The organism is Flavobacterium sp. (genome assembly GCF_035456225.1).
Lineage (GTDB): Bacteria > Bacteroidota > Bacteroidia > Flavobacteriales > Flavobacteriaceae > Flavobacterium.
In genome coordinates, this window is sequence record NZ_DATIDM010000104.1 from 1 (window position 1) to 19126 (window position 19126).

The 19126-nt window shown below is 38.1% G+C and carries 16 protein-coding genes; 8 read left to right on the plus strand and 8 right to left on the minus strand.

From position 1 onward, the window contains the following. From VLB74_RS06120 to VLB74_RS06135, 4 genes are all read left to right on the plus strand, one after another. Window positions 1–627, plus strand: a 627-nt coding sequence (locus VLB74_RS06120) for a DHH family phosphoesterase (protein ID WP_325202574.1), incomplete at its 5' end; no start/stop codon positions are given. Window positions 628–669: 42 nt separating this feature from the next. Further along, window positions 670–1227, plus strand: coding sequence for a gliding motility-associated peptidyl-prolyl isomerase GldI (gene gldI / locus VLB74_RS06125; protein WP_325202575.1), 558 nt, complete (start codon window positions 670–672; stop codon window positions 1225–1227). 29 nt (window positions 1228–1256) lie between these two features. After that, on the plus strand, window positions 1257–2339 hold the full coding sequence (locus VLB74_RS06130; RefSeq protein ID WP_325202576.1) for a peptidylprolyl isomerase: 1083 nt from the start codon (window positions 1257–1259) through the stop codon (window positions 2337–2339). Window positions 2340–2412: 73 nt separating this feature from the next. Beyond that, window positions 2413–3612: a peptidylprolyl isomerase gene (locus VLB74_RS06135; protein ID WP_325202577.1), complete on the plus strand. Its 1200-nt coding sequence runs from the start codon at window positions 2413–2415 to the stop codon at window positions 3610–3612. 60 nt (window positions 3613–3672) lie between these two features. Here the strand turns inward: VLB74_RS06135 and VLB74_RS06140 are convergent, their stop codons facing one another. Then, window positions 3673–4107, minus strand: a complete 435-nt coding sequence (locus tag VLB74_RS06140) for a hypothetical protein (protein ID WP_325202578.1) — start codon at window positions 4105–4107, stop codon at window positions 3673–3675. Window positions 4108–4344: 237 nt separating this feature from the next. Between VLB74_RS06140 and VLB74_RS06145 the strand changes: the two genes are divergently transcribed. After that, window positions 4345–5199, plus strand: a complete 855-nt coding sequence (locus VLB74_RS06145; RefSeq protein ID WP_325202579.1) for a class I SAM-dependent methyltransferase — start codon at window positions 4345–4347, stop codon at window positions 5197–5199. Between the two features lie 27 nt (window positions 5200–5226). On the opposite strand, the gene VLB74_RS06150 is transcribed toward VLB74_RS06145, so the two are convergent. The 5 genes from VLB74_RS06150 to VLB74_RS06170 form a co-directional block, all read right to left on the minus strand. Further along, the gene (locus VLB74_RS06150) at window positions 5227–6408 is read right to left on the minus strand and encodes an AIR synthase related protein (protein ID WP_325202580.1); all 1182 of its coding nucleotides are present in this window, start codon (window positions 6406–6408) and stop codon (window positions 5227–5229) included. Between the two features lie 225 nt (window positions 6409–6633). Next, window positions 6634–7488 (minus strand): OmpA family protein, encoded by an 855-nt coding sequence (locus VLB74_RS06155; protein ID WP_325202581.1) that lies wholly within the window; start codon window positions 7486–7488, stop codon window positions 6634–6636. A gap of 58 nt (window positions 7489–7546) precedes the next feature. Then, entirely contained in the window at window positions 7547–8302 is a 756-nt protein-coding gene (locus VLB74_RS06160) for an OmpA family protein (protein ID WP_325202582.1), read from the minus strand. Between the two features lie 603 nt (window positions 8303–8905). Further along, entirely contained in the window at window positions 8906–11095 is a 2190-nt protein-coding gene (locus VLB74_RS06165) for a glutamine synthetase III family protein (RefSeq protein WP_325202583.1), read from the minus strand. 323 nt (window positions 11096–11418) lie between these two features. Further along, complete coding sequence (locus tag VLB74_RS06170; protein ID WP_325202584.1) at window positions 11419–11943, minus strand: hypothetical protein; 525 nt, start codon at window positions 11941–11943, stop codon at window positions 11419–11421. Window positions 11944–12342: 399 nt separating this feature from the next. Between VLB74_RS06170 and VLB74_RS06175 the strand changes: the two genes are divergently transcribed. Both VLB74_RS06175 and VLB74_RS06180 read left to right on the plus strand, forming a co-directional pair. Further along, window positions 12343–13086: a porin family protein gene (locus tag VLB74_RS06175; RefSeq protein WP_325202585.1), complete on the plus strand. Its 744-nt coding sequence runs from the start codon at window positions 12343–12345 to the stop codon at window positions 13084–13086. A gap of 26 nt (window positions 13087–13112) precedes the next feature. Then, window positions 13113–14234: a hypothetical protein gene (locus VLB74_RS06180; RefSeq protein ID WP_325202586.1), complete on the plus strand. Its 1122-nt coding sequence runs from the start codon at window positions 13113–13115 to the stop codon at window positions 14232–14234. A gap of 163 nt (window positions 14235–14397) precedes the next feature. Here VLB74_RS06180 and VLB74_RS06185 read toward each other — a convergent pair whose 3' ends face one another. After that, window positions 14398–15318 carry a hypothetical protein gene (locus tag VLB74_RS06185; RefSeq protein WP_325202587.1) on the minus strand — a complete coding sequence of 307 codons (921 nt, stop codon included), beginning with the start codon at window positions 15316–15318 and terminating at the stop codon, window positions 14398–14400. A gap of 179 nt (window positions 15319–15497) precedes the next feature. Then, complete coding sequence (locus VLB74_RS06190) at window positions 15498–18923, minus strand: methylmalonyl-CoA mutase family protein (protein WP_325202588.1); 3426 nt, start codon at window positions 18921–18923, stop codon at window positions 15498–15500. A gap of 4 nt (window positions 18924–18927) precedes the next feature. Here VLB74_RS06190 and VLB74_RS06195 point away from each other — a divergent pair. Then, window positions 18928–19126, plus strand: a 199-nt coding sequence (locus tag VLB74_RS06195; protein ID WP_325202589.1) for a hypothetical protein, incomplete at its 3' end; no start/stop codon positions are given.

The window sequence follows — 19126 nt, forward strand, 5'->3', positions numbered from 1 at the left end:
ACAGGATATGGTTCGACATGTGAAATGGTGTACCACTTTATTCATCAGTTAGGAGGAGAAAATCTGATTAACAAAACGGTTGCCACCTGTATTTACACCGGGATCGTTACTGATTCGGGATCGTTCCGTTTTCCGTTGACGACCAGCACTACACACCGTGTGGTAGCAGATTTGATCGACAAAGGAGTTGAAAATTCAAAAATACACAACCTGCTTTTTGACACCAGTTCTTATAACCGTTTACAGTTATTAGGCCGTGCATTACAAAACATGAAACTTTTGCCGGAATACAAAACCTCTTATATAACATTAAGTCAGGAAGAACTTGACACATTTGGTTATGCTAAAGGTGACACCGAAGGAATTGTTAATTACGGACTTTCTTTAAAAGGTTTCGACTTTACCGCAATTTTTATCGAAAATAAAGAAGAAGGCATCATCAAAATATCGTTCCGTTCTCAAGGAGCTTTTGATGTGAATCAGTTTGCAAGAAATCATTTTAGCGGAGGTGGCCATATTAATGCTGCGGGAGGAAAATCCGACTTATCCATGGAGGAAACGATAAAACAATTTATTGCTATTTTAGCATCGGAAAAGAAAACAACTGACGAAATAGTTCTTTCTTAAAGAAGCGGTACATACTTTAAATGTCAGTTTAAAAATTGAATTATGAAAAAGACTTATATATATGGAGTGATGCTTTCCGGATTATTGTTCGCCTGCTGCACTCAAAAACAGGAAGCCAGAAAACCGGTTTCTCACACCTCGGGGACCTTTATGAAAGAGTCTATCGAACGAAACAAAAAGCTAATCAACAGCGAAGAGACCCTGATAAAACAAATTATCGCAAAGGACACAGCTAACACATATATTGCCTCTCCAAAAGGATATTGGTATTACTATGACCTAAAAAGTGACACCGAAACCCTGACTCCAAAAAAAGGAGACATCGCTAATTTTGATTATGAAGTAACCGATTTGTCCGGAAACGTTATCTATACTGCCGAAGAGCTGAAAACACAAACCTACGTTGTAGACAAACAACATATAATGATGGGTTTACGTGATGGTATCAAACTGATGAAAAAAGGTGAAAAAGTAACTTTCCTTTTCCCTTCTCATATGGCTTATGGTTACCACGGCGATAACGAGAAAATCGGAACCAACCAGCCTGTCATCTGTAAAGTGACTTTAAACGATTTTAAAACTTCGACTGAAAAACCTTAATTCCTAAATTATATTTTTTACCCAATACAATGAAAAAAACAATTAACGGTATATTATTACTTTTTACTGCATTATTATTTTCCTGCAAAAACAATCACGAAAATCTGCCTGACGGATTATACGCCAGTATAGAAACGCCAAAAGGTGACATACTTGTATCACTGGAATACACGAAAGCCCCGGTAACAGTGGCAAATTTTGTAACATTAGCAGAAGGAAAAAACCCTTTTGTTAAAGCACAGTACAAAGGAAAACCTTTTTATGATGGTTTAACCTTTCACCGTGTGATTCAGGATTTCATGATTCAGGGTGGTGATCCTGACGGAAACGGAAATGGTGGTCCGGGATATAAATTCAAAGATGAAATCGATCCTACTTTAAAACACAACGACAGCGGAGTTTTATCGATGGCCAATGCCGGTCCTAACACCAATGGAAGCCAATTTTTCATTACCCGCTCGGCTACACCGCATCTTGACGGAATCCATACGGTTTTCGGAAAAGTAGTTGAAGGTATGGACATTGTCGCTGCCATTGAAACTCATGATGAAATAACAAAAGTGACCATCATCCGTAAAGGAACCCAGGCTTCAACATTCGATGCCTTAAAAGTTTTTAAAAACTATTATGATACTGAAGCGGTAGAATTGAAAAAATTGGCTGAAAAAACAGCAAAAATCAAAACGGATAAATTGGCCGAATTTGATGCCTTAAGAACCAAAGCTATTAAAACGGAATCTGGCTTACAGTATGTTTTCATCAAAAAAGGAAACCAGCCAAAATTAACTCCGGGTACCAATGTATTGTTCAGCTATGCCGGCTATTTTGAAAATGGCGAGCTTTTTGATACGAACTATAAAGATGTAGCTGAATTATTCGGAACTTATGACAAAATGAGAGACCAACAGGGCGGTTATAACCCGTTCCCTTTCGAATACGGTAAAAAAGACGGTTTGATTCCGGGCTTTATTGAAGGAATGGAAAAAATGTCCATCGGAGATAAAGTACTTTTATTTATCCCTTCTTACCTTGCTTATGGTGAAAGAGGTACACAAGGGATAATCCCGCCTAACACGAATCTTATTTTTGAAATCGAATTATCTGCAAAATAACAATTAACCTAAGGGAAAAATCCTGAAAATCCCCGCATAAGGCGAAAAGAGTAAGGCGAATACAACCATAACTATGAAAAACAAAATTCTGCTTTTATTGTTTTTGGGAATAATGAGTGGGTATGCTCAAAAAACCAAGAAAACATCTGCATCAAAAACAAAAACCACTACAGCGGCTCCTAAAACCTCTACTGATGGACTTTTCGCTGCTATTGAAACCAATAAAGGTAAAATCACGGTAAGATTAGAATTCCAGAAAACCCCGGTAACCGTTGCCAATTTCGTAGCGTTAGCTGAAGGAAACAATCCAATTGTAGCGGAACAATACAAAGGAAAACCTTATTACGATGGCTTGACATTTCACCGTGTAATTAAAGATTTCATGATCCAGGGAGGAGACCCTCTTGGGACAGGAGGAGGAGATCCCGGTTATAAATTTAAAGATGAGATCGATCCTACTTTAAAACACACTAAAGGCGGCATTCTTTCTATGGCAAATGCAGGTCCTGGAACTAATGGGAGTCAATTCTTCATTACTCACAAAGAAACGCCTTGGTTAGACGGAAAACACACTGTGTTTGGAGAAGTTACCGAAGGAATGGATGTGGTAAACAGTATCGAACAAGGTGACAAAATCGTTAAAGTCACCATCATCCGTAAAGGAAAAGACGCTAAAAAATTCGACGCAGCTAAAACATTTGCAGATTACTTCGCAAACAAGGCTGAAGACGATAAAAAATTAGCCGCTTTAGAAGAAGAGAAAAAGAAAAAACAAGCCGAACTTGACGCTGTTAAAGACAAAGAGTATACTGATAAATACGGTCAGGTTATGCAAATGAAGAAAGCGGAGTTTGAAAAACTGAAAACTACTGCCACTACGACCCCAAGCGGATTGAAATACGTGATCACTAAAAAAGGAAGCGGTAAAAAACCAGCTGCCGGTACTCAGGTTCAAATTGGTTATGCAGGGTATTTCGAAAACGGTAAATTATTTGATGCAAGCTTTGAAGATGTGGCTAAATTATACGGAAAACATGATCCGATGCGTGCACAACAGGGCGGTTATGCCGGTTTCCCTTTTACATACGGAAACAAAACCGGTTTAATCCCGGGCTTTATCGAAGGATTGGAAAATATGAATTCCGGAGACAGAGCTTTGATTTTCATCCCGTCTAAATTAGGTTATGGAGAAAGAGGTGCCGGAAACGTAATCCCACCAAATACCGATTTAATCTTCGAATTGGAAATGACAGAAGCTCCTGCGAAACAATAATCCTCGGATTTCAAAATACAAAAAGGCACATCGGTTTTTACTTTTGTGCCTTTTTCTTTTTTACCCTGAAAACTTCCAGTCAAACTCGTCGTTGATTATAACTGCCCCGACTTCAACTTTAATGATTTCGCCAAATTCCGAAATAAGCATCAGCCAGTTATCTTCATTGAAAGTACTTTCTATCCCGTCTTCTTCAACAACTTCCCATTCTTTGAATTGCTTTTGGGGCAATTCACCCTGAATCTCTTTTGCGGTCCTTCCAATCACAGGCTTATCAAAAAGCATTGCATTTACGTCGGATATTACGATGTACCCCAAACGAAACTCTTCATCCTCATAAAAAGTCAGGCGAATTTTATGCTTGTTGTACAGATAAATGACATTTTTATCTTCATCTTTAAATTCTTTATCAGGTTTTCCTAACATAGCCATTATGTGCTGCTGTTTCATTCCGAAAAGCAACTCTCCTACACCGTTTTTTGGATTGATGTTCATAACTGTTGATTTTGTACAAAGGTAAGGTTTTCAGCATTGAAGTGATACTGTATTTTTCGGTTTCAAAAGCAATTATTTCTTTCAAAAAAAGTGGTATACAAATTTCAAAAACGATACTGACCAATTCTTTTTTGCATTATCTTTATACTTCAATTCATTAAAAACCAAATAATTACAATCCTACTGATGTTGTTGTGAAGCTAACTGAATAGTAAATCCATTTAAATTACAAGAACAATGGAACAGCAACTTGAACAAATCCGCGAACAGCAAAAAGCTTCCTGGAACAAATTTTCTCCAGGATGGAAAAAATGGGACGACCTGACTATGGATTTTTTAAAGCCGATGGGTGATGAAATAATCCGACTTCTCGACACAAAAAACAACGATATTGTTTTGGACATCGCAACCGGAACCGGCGAACCGGGCTTAACAATTGCCAGCAAACTAAACGGCGGAAAAGTAATCCTTACCGACCTGGCCGAAGACATGCTGGAAATTGCCAAAGAAAATGCATCAATGAGAGGTATTAATAATATTGAAACTGCTGTCTGTGATGTTTGCGATCTCCCTTTTCCCGACAATACTTTTGATGCTATAAGCTGTCGCTTTGGGTTCATGTTCTTCCCCGATATGGAACTGGCCGCAAAAGAAATGGTACGCGTACTGAAACCCGGAGGAAAAATCGCCACATCCGTCTGGAATGTCCCTGAAAAAAACTTCTGGATCACAGCCATGATGGGAACCATTCATAAAAATATGGAAATAACACCACCTCCTCCTGGAACCCCGGGAATGTTCCGCTGTGCCAAAGAAGGTTTAATGACCGATTTATTTACGCAAGTCGGACTTAAAAACGTCTCGCAAAATGAAGTTGCGGGAAAACTAAACAGTCAAACTGCAGACAACTATTGGAATATGATTACAGAGATAGCCGCGCCTGTTGTTGCTGCATTAGCATCTGCTGATGATGCCATGAAAGCAAAAATAAAAAAGGAAGTTTACGATCTGGTAAACCAAAAATATCCGGACGGAAACGTTGTAATTGATGCCAGCTCCCTTGTCATTTACGGCGAAAAACCGCAATCATAAAAAAATCCCTCGGTCGAGGGATTTCTTTTAATATTCAAATACTCCGTATTCTGAAGTAATGGTTAACTTTTTATTTTCGGAAGCTTCAACCCTTCCAACTATTTGTGCATCTACGCCAAATGATTTTGAAATTTCGATGATATCTTCGGCTATATCAGACGGAATATATAACTCCATTCTGTGACCGCAGTTAAACACCTGATACATTTCTTTCCAATCCGTACCCGATTGTTCCTGAATCAGTTTAAACAATGGGGGAACAGGGAACAAATTATCTTTAATAACGTGAACGTTGTCCACAAAATGCAATACTTTGGTTTGCGCACCGCCACTGCAATGCACCATTCCGTGAATCAGTCCGGCTGAATATTTATCCAATATCGCTTTGATGATTGGCGCATAAGTACGGGTTGGCGAAAGCACTAATTTTCCGGCATCAATCGGAGAACCTTCCACTGCATCCGTAAGTTTTACATTCCCGGAATACACTAGGTCTTTCGGCACAGAGGCATCATAACTTTCAGGATATTTTTCAGCAAGATAATGAGCAAATACATCGTGACGGGCAGATGTTAATCCGTTAGAACCCATTCCGCCGTTATAGCTTTTTTCATAATTTGCCTGACCATACGACGCCAATCCAATGATTACATCTCCTGCCTGAATATGGGCATTATCCACAACGCGAGATCTTTTAACTCGTGCTGTTACGGTAGAATCCACGATGATTGTGCGTACCAAATCACCCACATCGGCCGTTTCTCCACCTGTGGAATGAATTGTTACTCCGAATTCCTTTAATTCTGCAATTAATTCTTCCGTTCCGTTAATGATAGCTGAAATTACTTCTCCCGGAATAAGGTTTTTATTTCTTCCGATGGTTGAAGACAACATGATGTTATCCGTGGCTCCCACACATAATAAATCGTCGATATTCATAATCAACGCGTCCTGTGCGATACCTTTCCAAACCGACATATCACCGGTTTCTTTCCAATACATGTACGCTAACGAAGATTTCGTACCGGCTCCGTCGGCATGCATGATCAAACAATAATGATCATCATTGGTTAAATGGTCGGGAACAATTTTGCAGAAAGCTTTAGGAAACAATCCTTTATCGATGTTTTTTATGGCATTGTGCACATCTTCTTTGGAAGCCGAAACTCCGCGAAGGTTATAACGTTGACTGTTATCAGAAGAACTCATGTGGTTTATTTGTGTGTTGTGTCGGCAAAGATAAGGAGAAAATAGAAGTTAGAAAAATAGATAATAGAAAATAGAGACAAGAAGCAAGAGACAAGAGGCAAGACACGAGAACTAAATATAGAACAAAGAAATACCGATTTGACATTCCCCTTGTCCCTTATCCCTAACTCTTGCTTCTTGCTTCTTGCTTCTTGCTTCTTGCTTCTTGCTTCTTGCTTCTTGCTTCTACTTACTCAAAATCATGATCTCAACACGACGATTGGCAAGCGCTTGCTCTTCATTGGCTTCCGGAATTGGGAATTTGGGATGCGTTACCCCAAAGCCTTTCACTTTGACTCTTTTTTGATCGATTCCGTTTCCTTCCAACACCCTTCTCACCTGTTTGGCTCTTTCCAACGAAAGATTTCTTCTGTCAGCATCAACACAACAGATATGTCCTTGAACTTCAATTACCATTGTTGAGTTTTTCAACATGACATCAATCAGTTCATCCATTGCAGGTTTAGACGTTGGCATCATCCCGAACGAATTCTGATAGAAGAAAATATTTTTGATTACGATTCGGGTTCCGGGCTTCGCCATGGCTACTTTTTCTTCTAAAGTTGCATTGGTTGGAAAATGCATATCTTCCTCTTCAATAGGTACAATCTCCGCAACAACAGGCTGAACAGGTTTGATTCCCAAGATTTCTTCTTCACGAGCCAAATCTTTCGACAGTAAATAATGAATGACCACTTTTCGGTTCTCTGCCTTTACTTTCGACTGATTATGCCCTTCTCCAAAACTTCTGGTTTTAAAGTCGCTTCTTATTTTTATATGATTTTTCACTATGACATTATAGATAAAATCCACACGGCGTTGGGAAAGCGTGTCATTGTGGGCACTGCTTCCGTCTTCGTCTGCAAAACCATTAATTGCAACAACTTTTGATTCCTTATTCGCCAACATCCAGTCATTCAGCAAGGCTATCTGATTCTTATTCAAATCATGTTTATTGCTTTCAAAATAGACTGTGAATTGTTCCTGGGCCGATACTAAAAAAGGAAAAACAAGCAACAGGAATATTGAAAATCGTTTCATAAAAGGCTTTTTAACTATAACGAATAAACGAAAATAATCTGATAAAACGGTGAGAATTTTAATTTTCTAAAATTTGAATTTCAACCCTTCTGTTTTCATCTTGCTCAAACTCATTTCTTTCCGGAATAGGATATAGTGGCATGGTATTTCCATAACCATTATAAGACAGGCGATTCTTGTCTATCCCGTTTTCGACAAGATAATTGTAAACCGTTTTACAGCGCAACGTGGAAATATCCTCAACATCTCCTTGTGGCTGACAACAGATATGTCCCTGGATTTCAATTTTAAGTTTTGGATTTTGCTTCATGATTTGCAACAATTCAACCAATACCGGTTCTGATTTTGGAAGTACCACTCCGGAACGATTGTAGAAATTCAGGTTTTTGAGTCGGAGTTTATCCCCTACTTTCAACTGAACGATTTTATCCGACATTTTTTCCTCTTTCAGCCGAAAATAAATATCTACCCGACGATTGTCTGCCTGATTTTTTGATTGTTCAAATCGTTTTCCGAAACCTTTCACTTCAAGTTGATCTATCAACTTCATTCTATTGTTTTTCAAAGTCTTTAAAACGAAATTCGCCCTTCTTAAAGCTAATTTATCATTATAGCTGTTCGAACCTACGCTATCGCAATAACCGTATACTTTCAGTATTTCAGCATCCTTATTTTTTGAGATCCAATCAGCTAGTTTTTGTTTGGAATCCTGATTTACTTCGTGAATATCAAAATCAAAATAAACAGAAAATTTTTCCTGTGAATAGGATTTTGTAATAAAACCAATCAGTAATAAAAGCAGGTACTTTTTCATATTTCTTTTTTTAACATAACGAATTCTGCCGAAATTTAGTACAAAAAAAAAGAAAAGCACTCCCCTTATAAAAGAAAGTGCTTTTCACAATTAAAAAACAAGTGTCCTGAATTTTAAAAAAGTGAGACAGACATCGTCCGTCTCACTTTCCCCTATGGGTTTGTTTGTTTCTGAGCACAGGAGAAACATTAAACAAATTATCGAATTTTTTAACACAACTGTTGTGTTACATCTCATCTATAGGCAGATAAGATTAAGTTGATGTTTGCTCCTGTTCGATTAACGAAATTCAAAAAAGAAAATCGTAAACTTTAATTACAACCCATACAGTATTAACAATAAAAAAAACTCGTACTAAAACAGAGGAATTAAAACGTGAGGATTAAACAATCTGAATAAGATTGTGAAGTTGGAAAAGAAATCTTGTGGTTGATTTACATTTCAAAAGTAGCACAATTTTTTCAAGCAAAAAGCTTTTTAATTATTTATTTTTCAGACAATTACAATTTTTCTATAAAGCGAATAAAAAACCGCCCAACGACATTTCTAAATAAGAAAAACCTCCCAAAGGAGGCTTTTCATAATTTATAAACTGAAGAAAAATTATTTCACAAATAACAATTCTCTGTATTTAGCCAATGTCCAAACTTCATCATCAACCAACAATTCTAATTTATCGCAGTGATTTCTGATAATATCGAAATATGGTTTTACTTTATCGCAATATGCGTCGGCCATTTTTTCTGAATTTGTAAGTCCGTTAGCTTTTTTACGCTCTTCAGTCATCGCTTCAACGTTTGTGTTGATACCTTCGATATGTTCTGAAATTTCTTTGATCAATCCAATTTGCTCTTTAGCCACTTTTTCGAATTCTTTTCCGAAGATTTCTTTTAATCCTTTTACGTTTTCGATTAACGTATTTTGGTAACGGATGGCTGTTGGGATTACGTGGTTACGAGCGATATCTCCTAACACACGTCCTTCAATCTGGATTTTTTTAGTGTACTCTTCCAGTTCGATTTCGTAACGGGATTCTACCTCAACATGATCCATTACGCCCATCTCTCCGAACAAAGCAATCGCTTGTTTAGATACTTTTGCTTTCAACGCTTTCGGAGTTGTTTTATGGTTACTCAATCCGCGTTTTTTAGCTTCTTTTTCCCAAGCTTCGCTGTAACCATCTCCTTCAAACAAGATAGCTTTGGTTTGTTTGATATACTCTCTTAAAACATTGAAGATCGCATCGTCTTTCTTCATGTCTTTTTTCTCGATCAATGCATCAACCTCGACTTTGAAATCTTTTAATTGTTTTGCAACAATCGTATTTAAAGTAGTCATTGAAACCGCACAGTTTGCCGTAGAACCTACCGCTCTGAATTCGAATTTATTTCCTGTGAAGGCAAATGGAGACGTTCTGTTTCTGTCGGTGTTATCCAACATTACATCCGGTAATTTACCTACTACGTTTAATTTAAGGTCTGTTTTTTCTTCCGGAGAAAGTTTTCCGTTAGAAACACCTTCCAATTCCGCTAAAACATTTGTCAGTTGCTGACCGATGAAAACAGAGATGATAGCCGGTGGTGCTTCGTTTGCTCCCAAACGGTGGTCGTTACTTGCAGATGCAATTGAAGCTCTCATCAACTCTTCATAATCGTGAACCGCTTTGATTGTATTGATGAAGAAAGTCAGAAATTGTAAGTTACTCATTGGCGTTTTGCTCGGGCTTAACAAGTTAACACCTGTATCTGTAGCCAATGACCAGTTATTGTGTTTCCCTGAACCGTTAACTCCTTTGAATGGCTTTTCGTGGAATAACACTTTAAAGAAATGACGCTCTGCTACTTTTTGCATAACATCCATCAATAAAGAGTTGTGGTCAACCGCCAAGTTTGTTTCCTCGAAAATAGGAGCTAATTCATATTGATTTGGAGCTACTTCATTGTGACGCGTTTTCACTGGAATACCCAACAACATACATTCTTTTTCCAAATCTCTCATATATTGTAATACGCGAGTCGGAATAGAACCGAAATAGTGGTCTTCCAATTGCTGTCCTTTTGCAGAAGTATGTCCTAATAAAGTTCTTCCGGTTGCCAGGATATCAGGTCTTGAATTTGCCAAAGCAGCATCAACCAAGAAATATTCTTGCTCCCAACCTAAAGTAGGCGTTACTTTTTTAACGTTTTTGTCAAAATATTTAGCAACATCAGTCGCTGCATTGTCGATTGCATGTAATGCTCTCAACAAAGGTGTTTTGTTATCTAAAGCTTCACCTGTATAAGAGATGAAAACGGTTGGAATACATAAAGTAGTTCCGAAGATGAAAGCCGGAGATGTTGGATCCCAAGCAGTATATCCACGCGCTTCGAATGTGTTTCTGATTCCTCCGTTCGGGAAAGACGACGCATCCGGTTCTTGCTGTACCAATTGGCTTCCTCCGAATTTCTCAACAGGATCGCTTCCGTCCATAGAAGTTTCGAAAAACGCATCGTGTTTTTCAGCTGTAGTTCCTGTTAATGGCTGGAACCAGTGTGTATAATGAGTCACTCCTTTAGAAAGTGCCCATTCTTTCATTCCCATTGCAATATATTCTGCAATTTTACGATCAATTTTAATTCCGTTTTCGATAGCATTTTTAACAGCCTTATAAGCTTCTGGCGTCAAAAATTGTCGCATTGACTTATCGTTAAAAACGTTACTTCCGAAAATCACTGATTTTCTCTCCGAATCATCTACCGCTACGGGTGTTCTGTCTGTTGCTTTTTGTAAAGCATGGAAACGAAATGTTGACATAAGTTGTGTTTTTAAGGTTATGACCTGTAGTTATACACCGCAAAAATATAAATTTTTACATTACAAAAACACTTACCCCCTAAAAAAATAGGGGTCGACAAAAAAATAATCATTTATCCACTTCAAAACCCCACAATTTACACACTATGCAGCAACTCAATATCAATTCAAACTTGATTTCGTACAACAGCATATTAGTTGTTTTTAACATAAAAGGAATCCAAACATCTCATTATCTTCATTTTACCAATACACTAAAACATAAAAAAAAACCGTCAAAAGACAGTCTTTTTTAAACTAACATTCAAATATTTATTAATTCATTATTCTATTTTCTGAATTTTTGATTCATCTATGTTGTAAGCCTTAACAACTGCATTATAATCATTAAAGTCAACCTTGTTGATTTGTTTGTGACTTATAAAAGCCGGTATAACGACCACCCTGATAACCTGATTTAATTTAAACTCGTTTGGCAAAGTTGATAAATCATAACCGTACAAATCTACTTTCGCGCTATATTGGGTAAAATCATTTCTGTAACCAAAATCTAAAGTCCCATCATTAAAATAATAGGTTTCAGGCAACAACCTCCATTCATCTCCTTCCGGCCCAACCCCTGCCAAACGGTAAACCAAAACCATATCCGAGGTATAAATAGGATGTGGGAAATCTAAAAAAACACTGTAATCAAAAGGAAGAAAATCAACATGTGAATATTCAAACACTTCACTGATAGTATCCTCATCATAGGTATCCCCTTGAACATAATATTCTTCCGTAGTACAACTTTGAAGCCCAATCATTCCGATGAATGCTAATAACAATATGGTAATTTTCTTGCTCATGGCTATATTTTTTAAATTTCTAAAAATAAATAATTTCAAATGCGGTAAAATGAATTCAACACCGGCATGTTCATTAACTACCAATAGTCGTGCCAAACTTCTGCAAAGATGAATTTACGGGAGTTTTAAAACTTAAAGACGCTTAACAAAATTACGAAGAAACCAACTTACAAACTTCATAAACAACTATACTAAAACAACTTACAATAAGTTTAACATAAAAAAACGAAGAAAAATAACACAATGAAATTACATTACTATCAGATTTTTATGTAACTTTAGCTGAAACAGCCGCTACCCACTTCTATCCTCTACTGCTCACCACTTCATGTTCTGGAGTGTATGACAAGTATTCCATACACCTAATTGAGAAATAACACTTGAGAATCATTGCGCAATATGAAAAAAACAATACTATTAGCATGCCTCTTATTGTTCTCGTGTTCCATAAACGGACAGGTGTTAATCTCATTGCTTTTGGGAGACAAGCTAAACACCGGTAAAATAGAATTCGGACTTGACGGCGGTGTCAATTTTGCTTCCTTGAGAGGTCTGGATGATTCCAATGCAAGCGCACGGTTTAATTTAGGTTTTTATTTTGACATTAAAATGAAGAACGATTGGATGTTACACACCGGTGTTATAGTAAAATCAACCATGGGAGCGGCTGATCTGAAACCATACCTACTCAATGACCCTGAATTGGACAGCGAATTTGCCAATGGGGAAGTCAAACGAAATTTAGAATACTTCAACGTTCCTTTGATGATGAAAAAAAAATTACCAAAGAGCTTTTATGCTGAAGGCGGATTTCAATTGGGTTTACTATATAAAGCTACAGACGAATTCACTGCGGAAGTAAAAGACAAAAAAGACCTGAAGTACAAATTATCCATTAAAGACAATTATCATCCGCTTGACGCAGGACTCATAGTAGGATTAGGATATCGTTTAATGGGTGGTAACGGAATGAATTTAGGCCTTCGCTATTACTATGGTTTGGTCGATATCGAAATTGATGATCGTAACAGCAGTGTCTTTAACCAAAGTCTTTACATCACCGCTGGTATTCCTATAGGCGCCGGTAAAGCAAAAGAAAAACAGAAACAGGAAAAACAGTCAGAAAATAAAACAACTGAATAAGAACCGTAAAACAAACTCTGTATACTATGAAAAATCATATTTTATTTGCCTTTTGTCTATTAATAACGATATCGACAAACGCTCAAGTCTTCTCAAATAAAGAAGTAGGCAAGAAAAACCAGGAGCTGATTGACAGTTTAAAAGTAGCAGATTACCCATATTCATTGCCTATTTGGGGAGACAAGGCAACCCAAAAAGGATACAACCTTCCTTATTCGGCGGGAATGAGTATAAATTATCTCTGGCAGGAATCAGACATTATCATAAACAATCTGGAAGTTGGATTTAATAATGGACCGATGCATAATTTAGACAATATCGTCCGCTTCGATAAAGCGGTAGCTACTTCAAGTACCATTTCAGCCCGTCCTGACATATGGCTCTTCCCTTTTTTAAATGTTTATGGTATTTTAGGACATACTTCCGCTTCGACCGACATCGGAATAGGCATTTGGCTTCAGGACCCTGCCACCGGTTCGGAAACACAAATCACCTCATTTGGAACGAAAGTGGAATTTGAGGCCACCACCTTTGGTCTTGGAATGACTCCAACCATAGGGGTTGCGGGCGGATTCCTTGCTTTAGACATGAACGTTGCTTGGACCGATGTCCCACAACTGCAAAAACCCGCCCGTACTTTTGTCTTTGGCCCCCGACTTGGTAAGAACTTCAAATTCGGAAGACCCGACCAAAACGTTGCTATTTGGGTTGGAGGATTCCGTGTAAAACTTAAATCCGAGACCAACGGATCTTTAAGCCTTAGTGAAGTTTTTGAAGGAGGAGAACTTGGCCAAAAAATAGACGAAGGTATTGCAGGTGTAGAGCAAAAACGACAAGATGTAGACAACTGGTGGGCCGGTTTAAGCCAAGCAGAACAAAACAACCCAATCAATCAGGCAAAATACGACCGGGCAAATCAAATTTTGGACAGAGCAGGTGAATTTTTTGCTGCAGCAGATACCGCCGTAAATAACATCTCAAATTCTACGGTACAATATTCAATGGATAAACGACCAAAAGACATGTGGAATTTCATTATAGGCTCTCAATATCAATACAATAAACATTGGATGCTTAGAGCTGAAGTCGGATTCCTGTCCTCACGTACACAGTTTCTGACCAGTCTTCAATATCGTTTTGGTTTATAAATCTATCCCACACAAAAACTTCGGATAATAACCATAAAAGAGGCTGTCTCAAAAAAACAGCCTCTTTTATATTTTCAAAAGGACTAAAAACTTGCCTTTTTTCAACAAATTCATAAAAATAAAAGCTGCCTGTTTAAGACAGCTTTTATTTTATCATTCATCATTATCGCTTTCTTTCAGCATGCAGAAAGAACGTACCTGACGAAACATTTTCAGAGTAATTTAATTCATCGCCTCTTAAATAAGAAACTCGTTTTCCGGTGATATCTGAAATCAAAGTACCATCATCAATACTTCCTTTATCCAAAACTGATCCATTTGCACCATCCATAACTTTATACAAAAGCCACATCCCTTCAGCCCGGGATAAAACCAATTTCACTGATCCTACATTTGTAGCATTTGCATCAGGATGAACCAAACCAGGATCAACCCTGGCGGTGGTGCCATCAGGAATAGAGGAAGTATCATCAGGAACACTTGGATTAGGATTACCTGGAACAACTGTATTAGAGCGGAAATAATTTCCTTCAAAAGCCTCAAGAAGCGCATTTGATCTTTCTTTAAAAATAACACATGAGATAGATCGCTCACTAGGCATAGTAGGATCTGAAATAGAAAAATCTGAAACTTGAGGATTAGATCCATCTTCATTTACAGAAAAATAAAGCTGTACCCGGGTATCTCCCATAGAACCTTCAAACAAAGTATAAACAGGTCTTCCGGCAGAAATAATGATTTCAGGATATTCAGTTAAAGTAATAACTTTGTTTTTGTAATAAACAACACCATTAGCCGATCCGATATCACTTGCATTTGGAACTTCATTTTTATAGTTAATGGCAAGAGTACCTGATGGAAAAATTCCTTTGTAAATTCCTTTAGCTAAATTATCATTTTCAGGAAGTCCTTGAGGGACATCAGAACAAGAAGTACAATTGTAAGGCGTAATAGATGATGCTGTTGTTCCCGGAGGTATGTCATCATCGTCATCCGAACAAGAAAAAATAAACAAGCCTGCAAATAATGCCAAGCATAGGAAGCCGAATGACTTCCAGTTTCCGATTGCAATAAAATTTTTCATAATATTTATATTTGATTGATTGATTTCTAAATATTACGGGGCTTAATGCAATTCGTGGTATTTGACCTCAAGGGTACACAACCAAAATTAGTAAAAATCCATTTTTAAGGGTAAAAAGTAATCTTAAATTAAACATAAAAAAAGGCCCCGAATTGGAGCCTTTTTTAAACCTATAAGTCTTACATATTTCGTCTGTACTGACCTCCCACTTCGAACAAGGCCGAAGTAATCTGACCCAACGAACAAACTTTAGTGGCGTCCATAAGCTTTTCAAAAATATTATGGTTCTGAATAGCCGCTTCCTGGATAATAGTCAACTGCTCTTCCACTTCATGTTTGTTTGCTTCGTGAAGATGCCCTAACATCACAATCTGATATTTCTTCTCCTCCTCCGTTGCACGGATAACCTCTGCTGGAATAACCGTTGGCGAACCTTTAGAACTTAAGAATGTATTCACACCGATAATCGGAAATTCCCCGGTATGTTTCAATGTTTCGTAATACAATGATTCTTCCTGAATTTTAGAACGCTGGTACATCGTTTCCATAGCTCCAAGAACTCCGCCTCTTTCTGTGATTCTGTCGAATTCTGCTAATACAGCCTCTTCTACCAAATCCGTCAATTCCTCAATGATGAATGAACCCTGAATTGGATTTTCGTTTTTAGCCAATCCTAATTCTTTATTGATAATCAACTGAATTGCCATAGCACGACGTACTGATTCTTCTGTTGGCGTAGTAATCGCTTCGTCATACGCATTGGTATGTAGCGAGTTACAGTTATCATAAATCGCGTACAATGCCTGTAAAGTCGTTCGGATATCGTTGAAATCGATTTCCTGAGCATGTAACGAACGACCAGATGTCTGGATATGATATTTCAACATTTGAGCTCTTTCGTTGGCACCATACTTAAGTTTTAAGGCTTTTGCCCAAATTTTACGCGCCACACGACCGATTACCGCATATTCCGGGTCGATACCGTTCGAGAAGAAGAACGACAAGTTCGGACCGAAGTCGTTAATATCCATTCCGCGGCTTAAATAATATTCCACGTAAGTGAAACCATTAGCCAACGTGAATGCCAACTGTGTAACAGGATTAGCCCCCGCCTCTGCAATATGGTAACCGGAAATCGAAACCGAATAGAAGTTACGCACATTCTCTTTGATAAAGTATTCCTGAACGTCTCCCATCAAACGAAGGGCAAATTCAGTTGAGAAAATACAAGTGTTCTGCGCCTGATCTTCTTTTAAGATATCCGCCTGAACCGTTCCTCGAACCTGTGCCAGCGTTTTAACTTTGATGTCGTTGTAAACCTCCAATGGCAACACCTCATCACCGGTAACTCCTAAAAGCATCAATCCTAAACCATCATTCCCTGCAGGCAATTCTCCTTGGTAATGCGGACGTTCAACACCTTTCTTTTTATATATCGCTTCAATTTTAGCTTCAACTTCTTTCTCTAAACCATTTTCTTTGATGTATTTCTCACAGTTCTGGTCGATAGCCGCATTCATAAAGAACCCAAGCAAAATCGGAGCCGGACCGTTGATTGTCATCGAAACCGACGTCATTGCATGCGATAAATCAAATCCTGAATATAATTTTTTTGCATCGTCCAAACAGCAAATGGAAACTCCGGCATTTCCGATTTTTCCATAAATATCAGGACGAACATGCGGATCATTTCCGTACAGCGTCACACTATCAAAAGCAGTCGATAAACGCTTCGCAGGCATTCCCGCACTCACATAGTGGAAACGCTTGTTGGTACGCTCCGGCCCACCTTCTCCAGCGAACATACGTGACGGATCTTCACCCTCACGCTTAAACGGATACAACCCGGATGCAAATGGGAATTCTCCCGGCACATTTTCCTGTAAACACCATTTTAGGATATCACCCCAAGCGTGGTATTTCGGTAATGCTACTTTAGGAATTTGAGTATGCGACAAACTCTCGGTATGTGTAGCGATTTTGATTTCTTTATCACGTACCTTAAACGAGTAAATCGGGTTTTTATATTTGTTTACTTTTTCGTCCCATGTTAAAATGATTTCCCAGTTGTAAGGGTCTAAATTCATTTTTACGCGATCGAATTCTTTTGTAAGTAACGAAAGGAATTCGTGTTTTTCAGGCGAATGATTTAAAGACTCTTCGACAATTCCGGATTTATCAAGTTTTGGCACTCTTCCGGAAACGGTTTCAATCGTTTTAAAAATTCCGTATAATTTTTGCGCCACATCTACTTGAGAAACAGCCGTTTCATCATATTTACGGTTGTTTTCGGAAATCTCGGATAAATAACGCGTTCTGTGAGGAGGAATTACGAAAATCTTCTCGCTCATTTCACGTGTAATCTCGAACGTAGAATGTAAATCGATTCCTGTTTTCTCTACAATTTTATCCATGATGGATTTGTAAAGCGTATTCATTCCCGGATCGTTAAACTGCGAAGCAATCGTTCCGAAGACCGGCATTTTATCTGGGTCAACATCCCATAAATTATGGTTACGCTGGTATTGTTTTTTTACGTCGCGAATCGCATCCAAAGCACCGCGTTTGTCGAATTTATTAAGCGCAACTAAATCAGCGAAATCCAACATGTCGATTTTCTCCAACTGCGTAGCTGCACCAAATTCAGGCGTCATTACATATAAGGAAACATCTGAATGCTCTAAAATTTCAGTATCCGACTGTCCGATACCCGAAGTTTCCAAAACGATTAAATCATATTTAGCCGCTTTCAACACTTCAATAGCTTCCTGAACGTATCTTGACAAAGCCAGATTCGACTGACGGGTTGCCAATGAACGCATATAAACTCTAGGGTTATTGATGGCATTCATTCGGATACGGTCTCCTAAAAGAGCCCCTCCTGTTTTACGTTTTGACGGATCCACAGAAATCAATCCGATGGTTTTTTCCGGGAAATCGATTAAGAAACGACGTACCAATTCATCCACCAAAGAGGATTTTCCGGCACCACCCGTTCCTGTGATTCCCAAAACCGGTGTTTTACTGTCTTTATTTTTTTCGGCAATAGCCTCCAAAGCCGATTTTGCCACTTCAGGGAAATTTTCTGCAGAAGAAATCACTCTTGCAATCGCACCCGCATTTTTATCTTCCAGATGATTCACCTCTCCATTTAGCACTTCACCAACCGGAAAATCAGAACGTTGAACCAAATCGTTAATCATTCCCTGTAATCCTAATGCACGTCCGTCGTCCGGAGAATAAATCCTCTCGATTCCGTATTCATGCAATTCGGAAATTTCAGAAGGAAGGATTACTCCTCCACCACCTCCAAAAATCTTGATATGACCTGCTCCTTTTTCCTTAAGCAAATCATACATGTACTTAAAATATTCGTTGTGGCCTCCTTGGTAAGAAGTCATCGCAATGGCATTCGCATCTTCCTGAATAGCAGTATTCACTACTTCTTCCACACTTCTGTCATGTCCAAGGTGAATTACCTCAACACCGGTAGTCTGAATAATTCGGCGCATGATGTTGATTGCTGCGTCATGTCCGTCAAACAATGAAGCCGCGGTAACAATTCTAACTTTATTTTTTGGTTGATATGGTTGTACTTGTTCCATTTTTTTGGTAATAAATTTTGAGGCTGCAAGTTACGCATTTATTGAAAAAGTAAAGGAGTTAAATTTCAAATTCTTCTACACAAAAATTTGCTCATTTGTTGACTTACAACTTGATGGTTTTCCGGAAGATATTCCTATTTCAGATGATAAAATCTTCGCGCAATGCAACTACAGTTTAAAAAAGGAATTTTTGGGTTGTAAAA

Bases quoted from the DNA above. Each gene is read 5' to 3' on its own strand.
- VLB74_RS06135 (WP_325202577.1), top strand. From the start codon at position 2,413: ATGAAAAACAAAATTCTGCTTTTATTGTTTTTGGGAATAATGAGTGGG.
- VLB74_RS06160 (WP_325202582.1), bottom strand. From the start codon at position 8,302: ATGAAAAAGTACCTGCTTTTATTACTGATTGGTTTTATTACAAAATCC.
- VLB74_RS06170 (WP_325202584.1), bottom strand. From the start codon at position 11,943: ATGAGCAAGAAAATTACCATATTGTTATTAGCATTCATCGGAATGATT.
- VLB74_RS06155 (WP_325202581.1), bottom strand. From the start codon at position 7,488: ATGAAACGATTTTCAATATTCCTGTTGCTTGTTTTTCCTTTTTTAGTA.
- gldI (WP_325202575.1), top strand. From the start codon at position 670: ATGAAAAAGACTTATATATATGGAGTGATGCTTTCCGGATTATTGTTC.
- VLB74_RS06185 (WP_325202587.1), bottom strand. From the start codon at position 15,318: ATGAAAAATTTTATTGCAATCGGAAACTGGAAGTCATTCGGCTTCCTA.
- VLB74_RS06190 (WP_325202588.1), bottom strand. From the start codon at position 18,923: ATGGAACAAGTACAACCATATCAACCAAAAAATAAAGTTAGAATTGTT.
- VLB74_RS06140 (WP_325202578.1), bottom strand. From the start codon at position 4,107: ATGAACATCAATCCAAAAAACGGTGTAGGAGAGTTGCTTTTCGGAATG.
- VLB74_RS06145 (WP_325202579.1), top strand. From the start codon at position 4,345: ATGGAACAGCAACTTGAACAAATCCGCGAACAGCAAAAAGCTTCCTGG.
- VLB74_RS06165 (WP_325202583.1), bottom strand. From the start codon at position 11,095: ATGTCAACATTTCGTTTCCATGCTTTACAAAAAGCAACAGACAGAACA.
- VLB74_RS06130 (WP_325202576.1), top strand. From the start codon at position 1,257: ATGAAAAAAACAATTAACGGTATATTATTACTTTTTACTGCATTATTA.
- VLB74_RS06150 (WP_325202580.1), bottom strand. From the start codon at position 6,408: ATGAGTTCTTCTGATAACAGTCAACGTTATAACCTTCGCGGAGTTTCG.
- VLB74_RS06180 (WP_325202586.1), top strand. From the start codon at position 13,113: ATGAAAAATCATATTTTATTTGCCTTTTGTCTATTAATAACGATATCG.
- VLB74_RS06175 (WP_325202585.1), top strand. From the start codon at position 12,343: ATGAAAAAAACAATACTATTAGCATGCCTCTTATTGTTCTCGTGTTCC.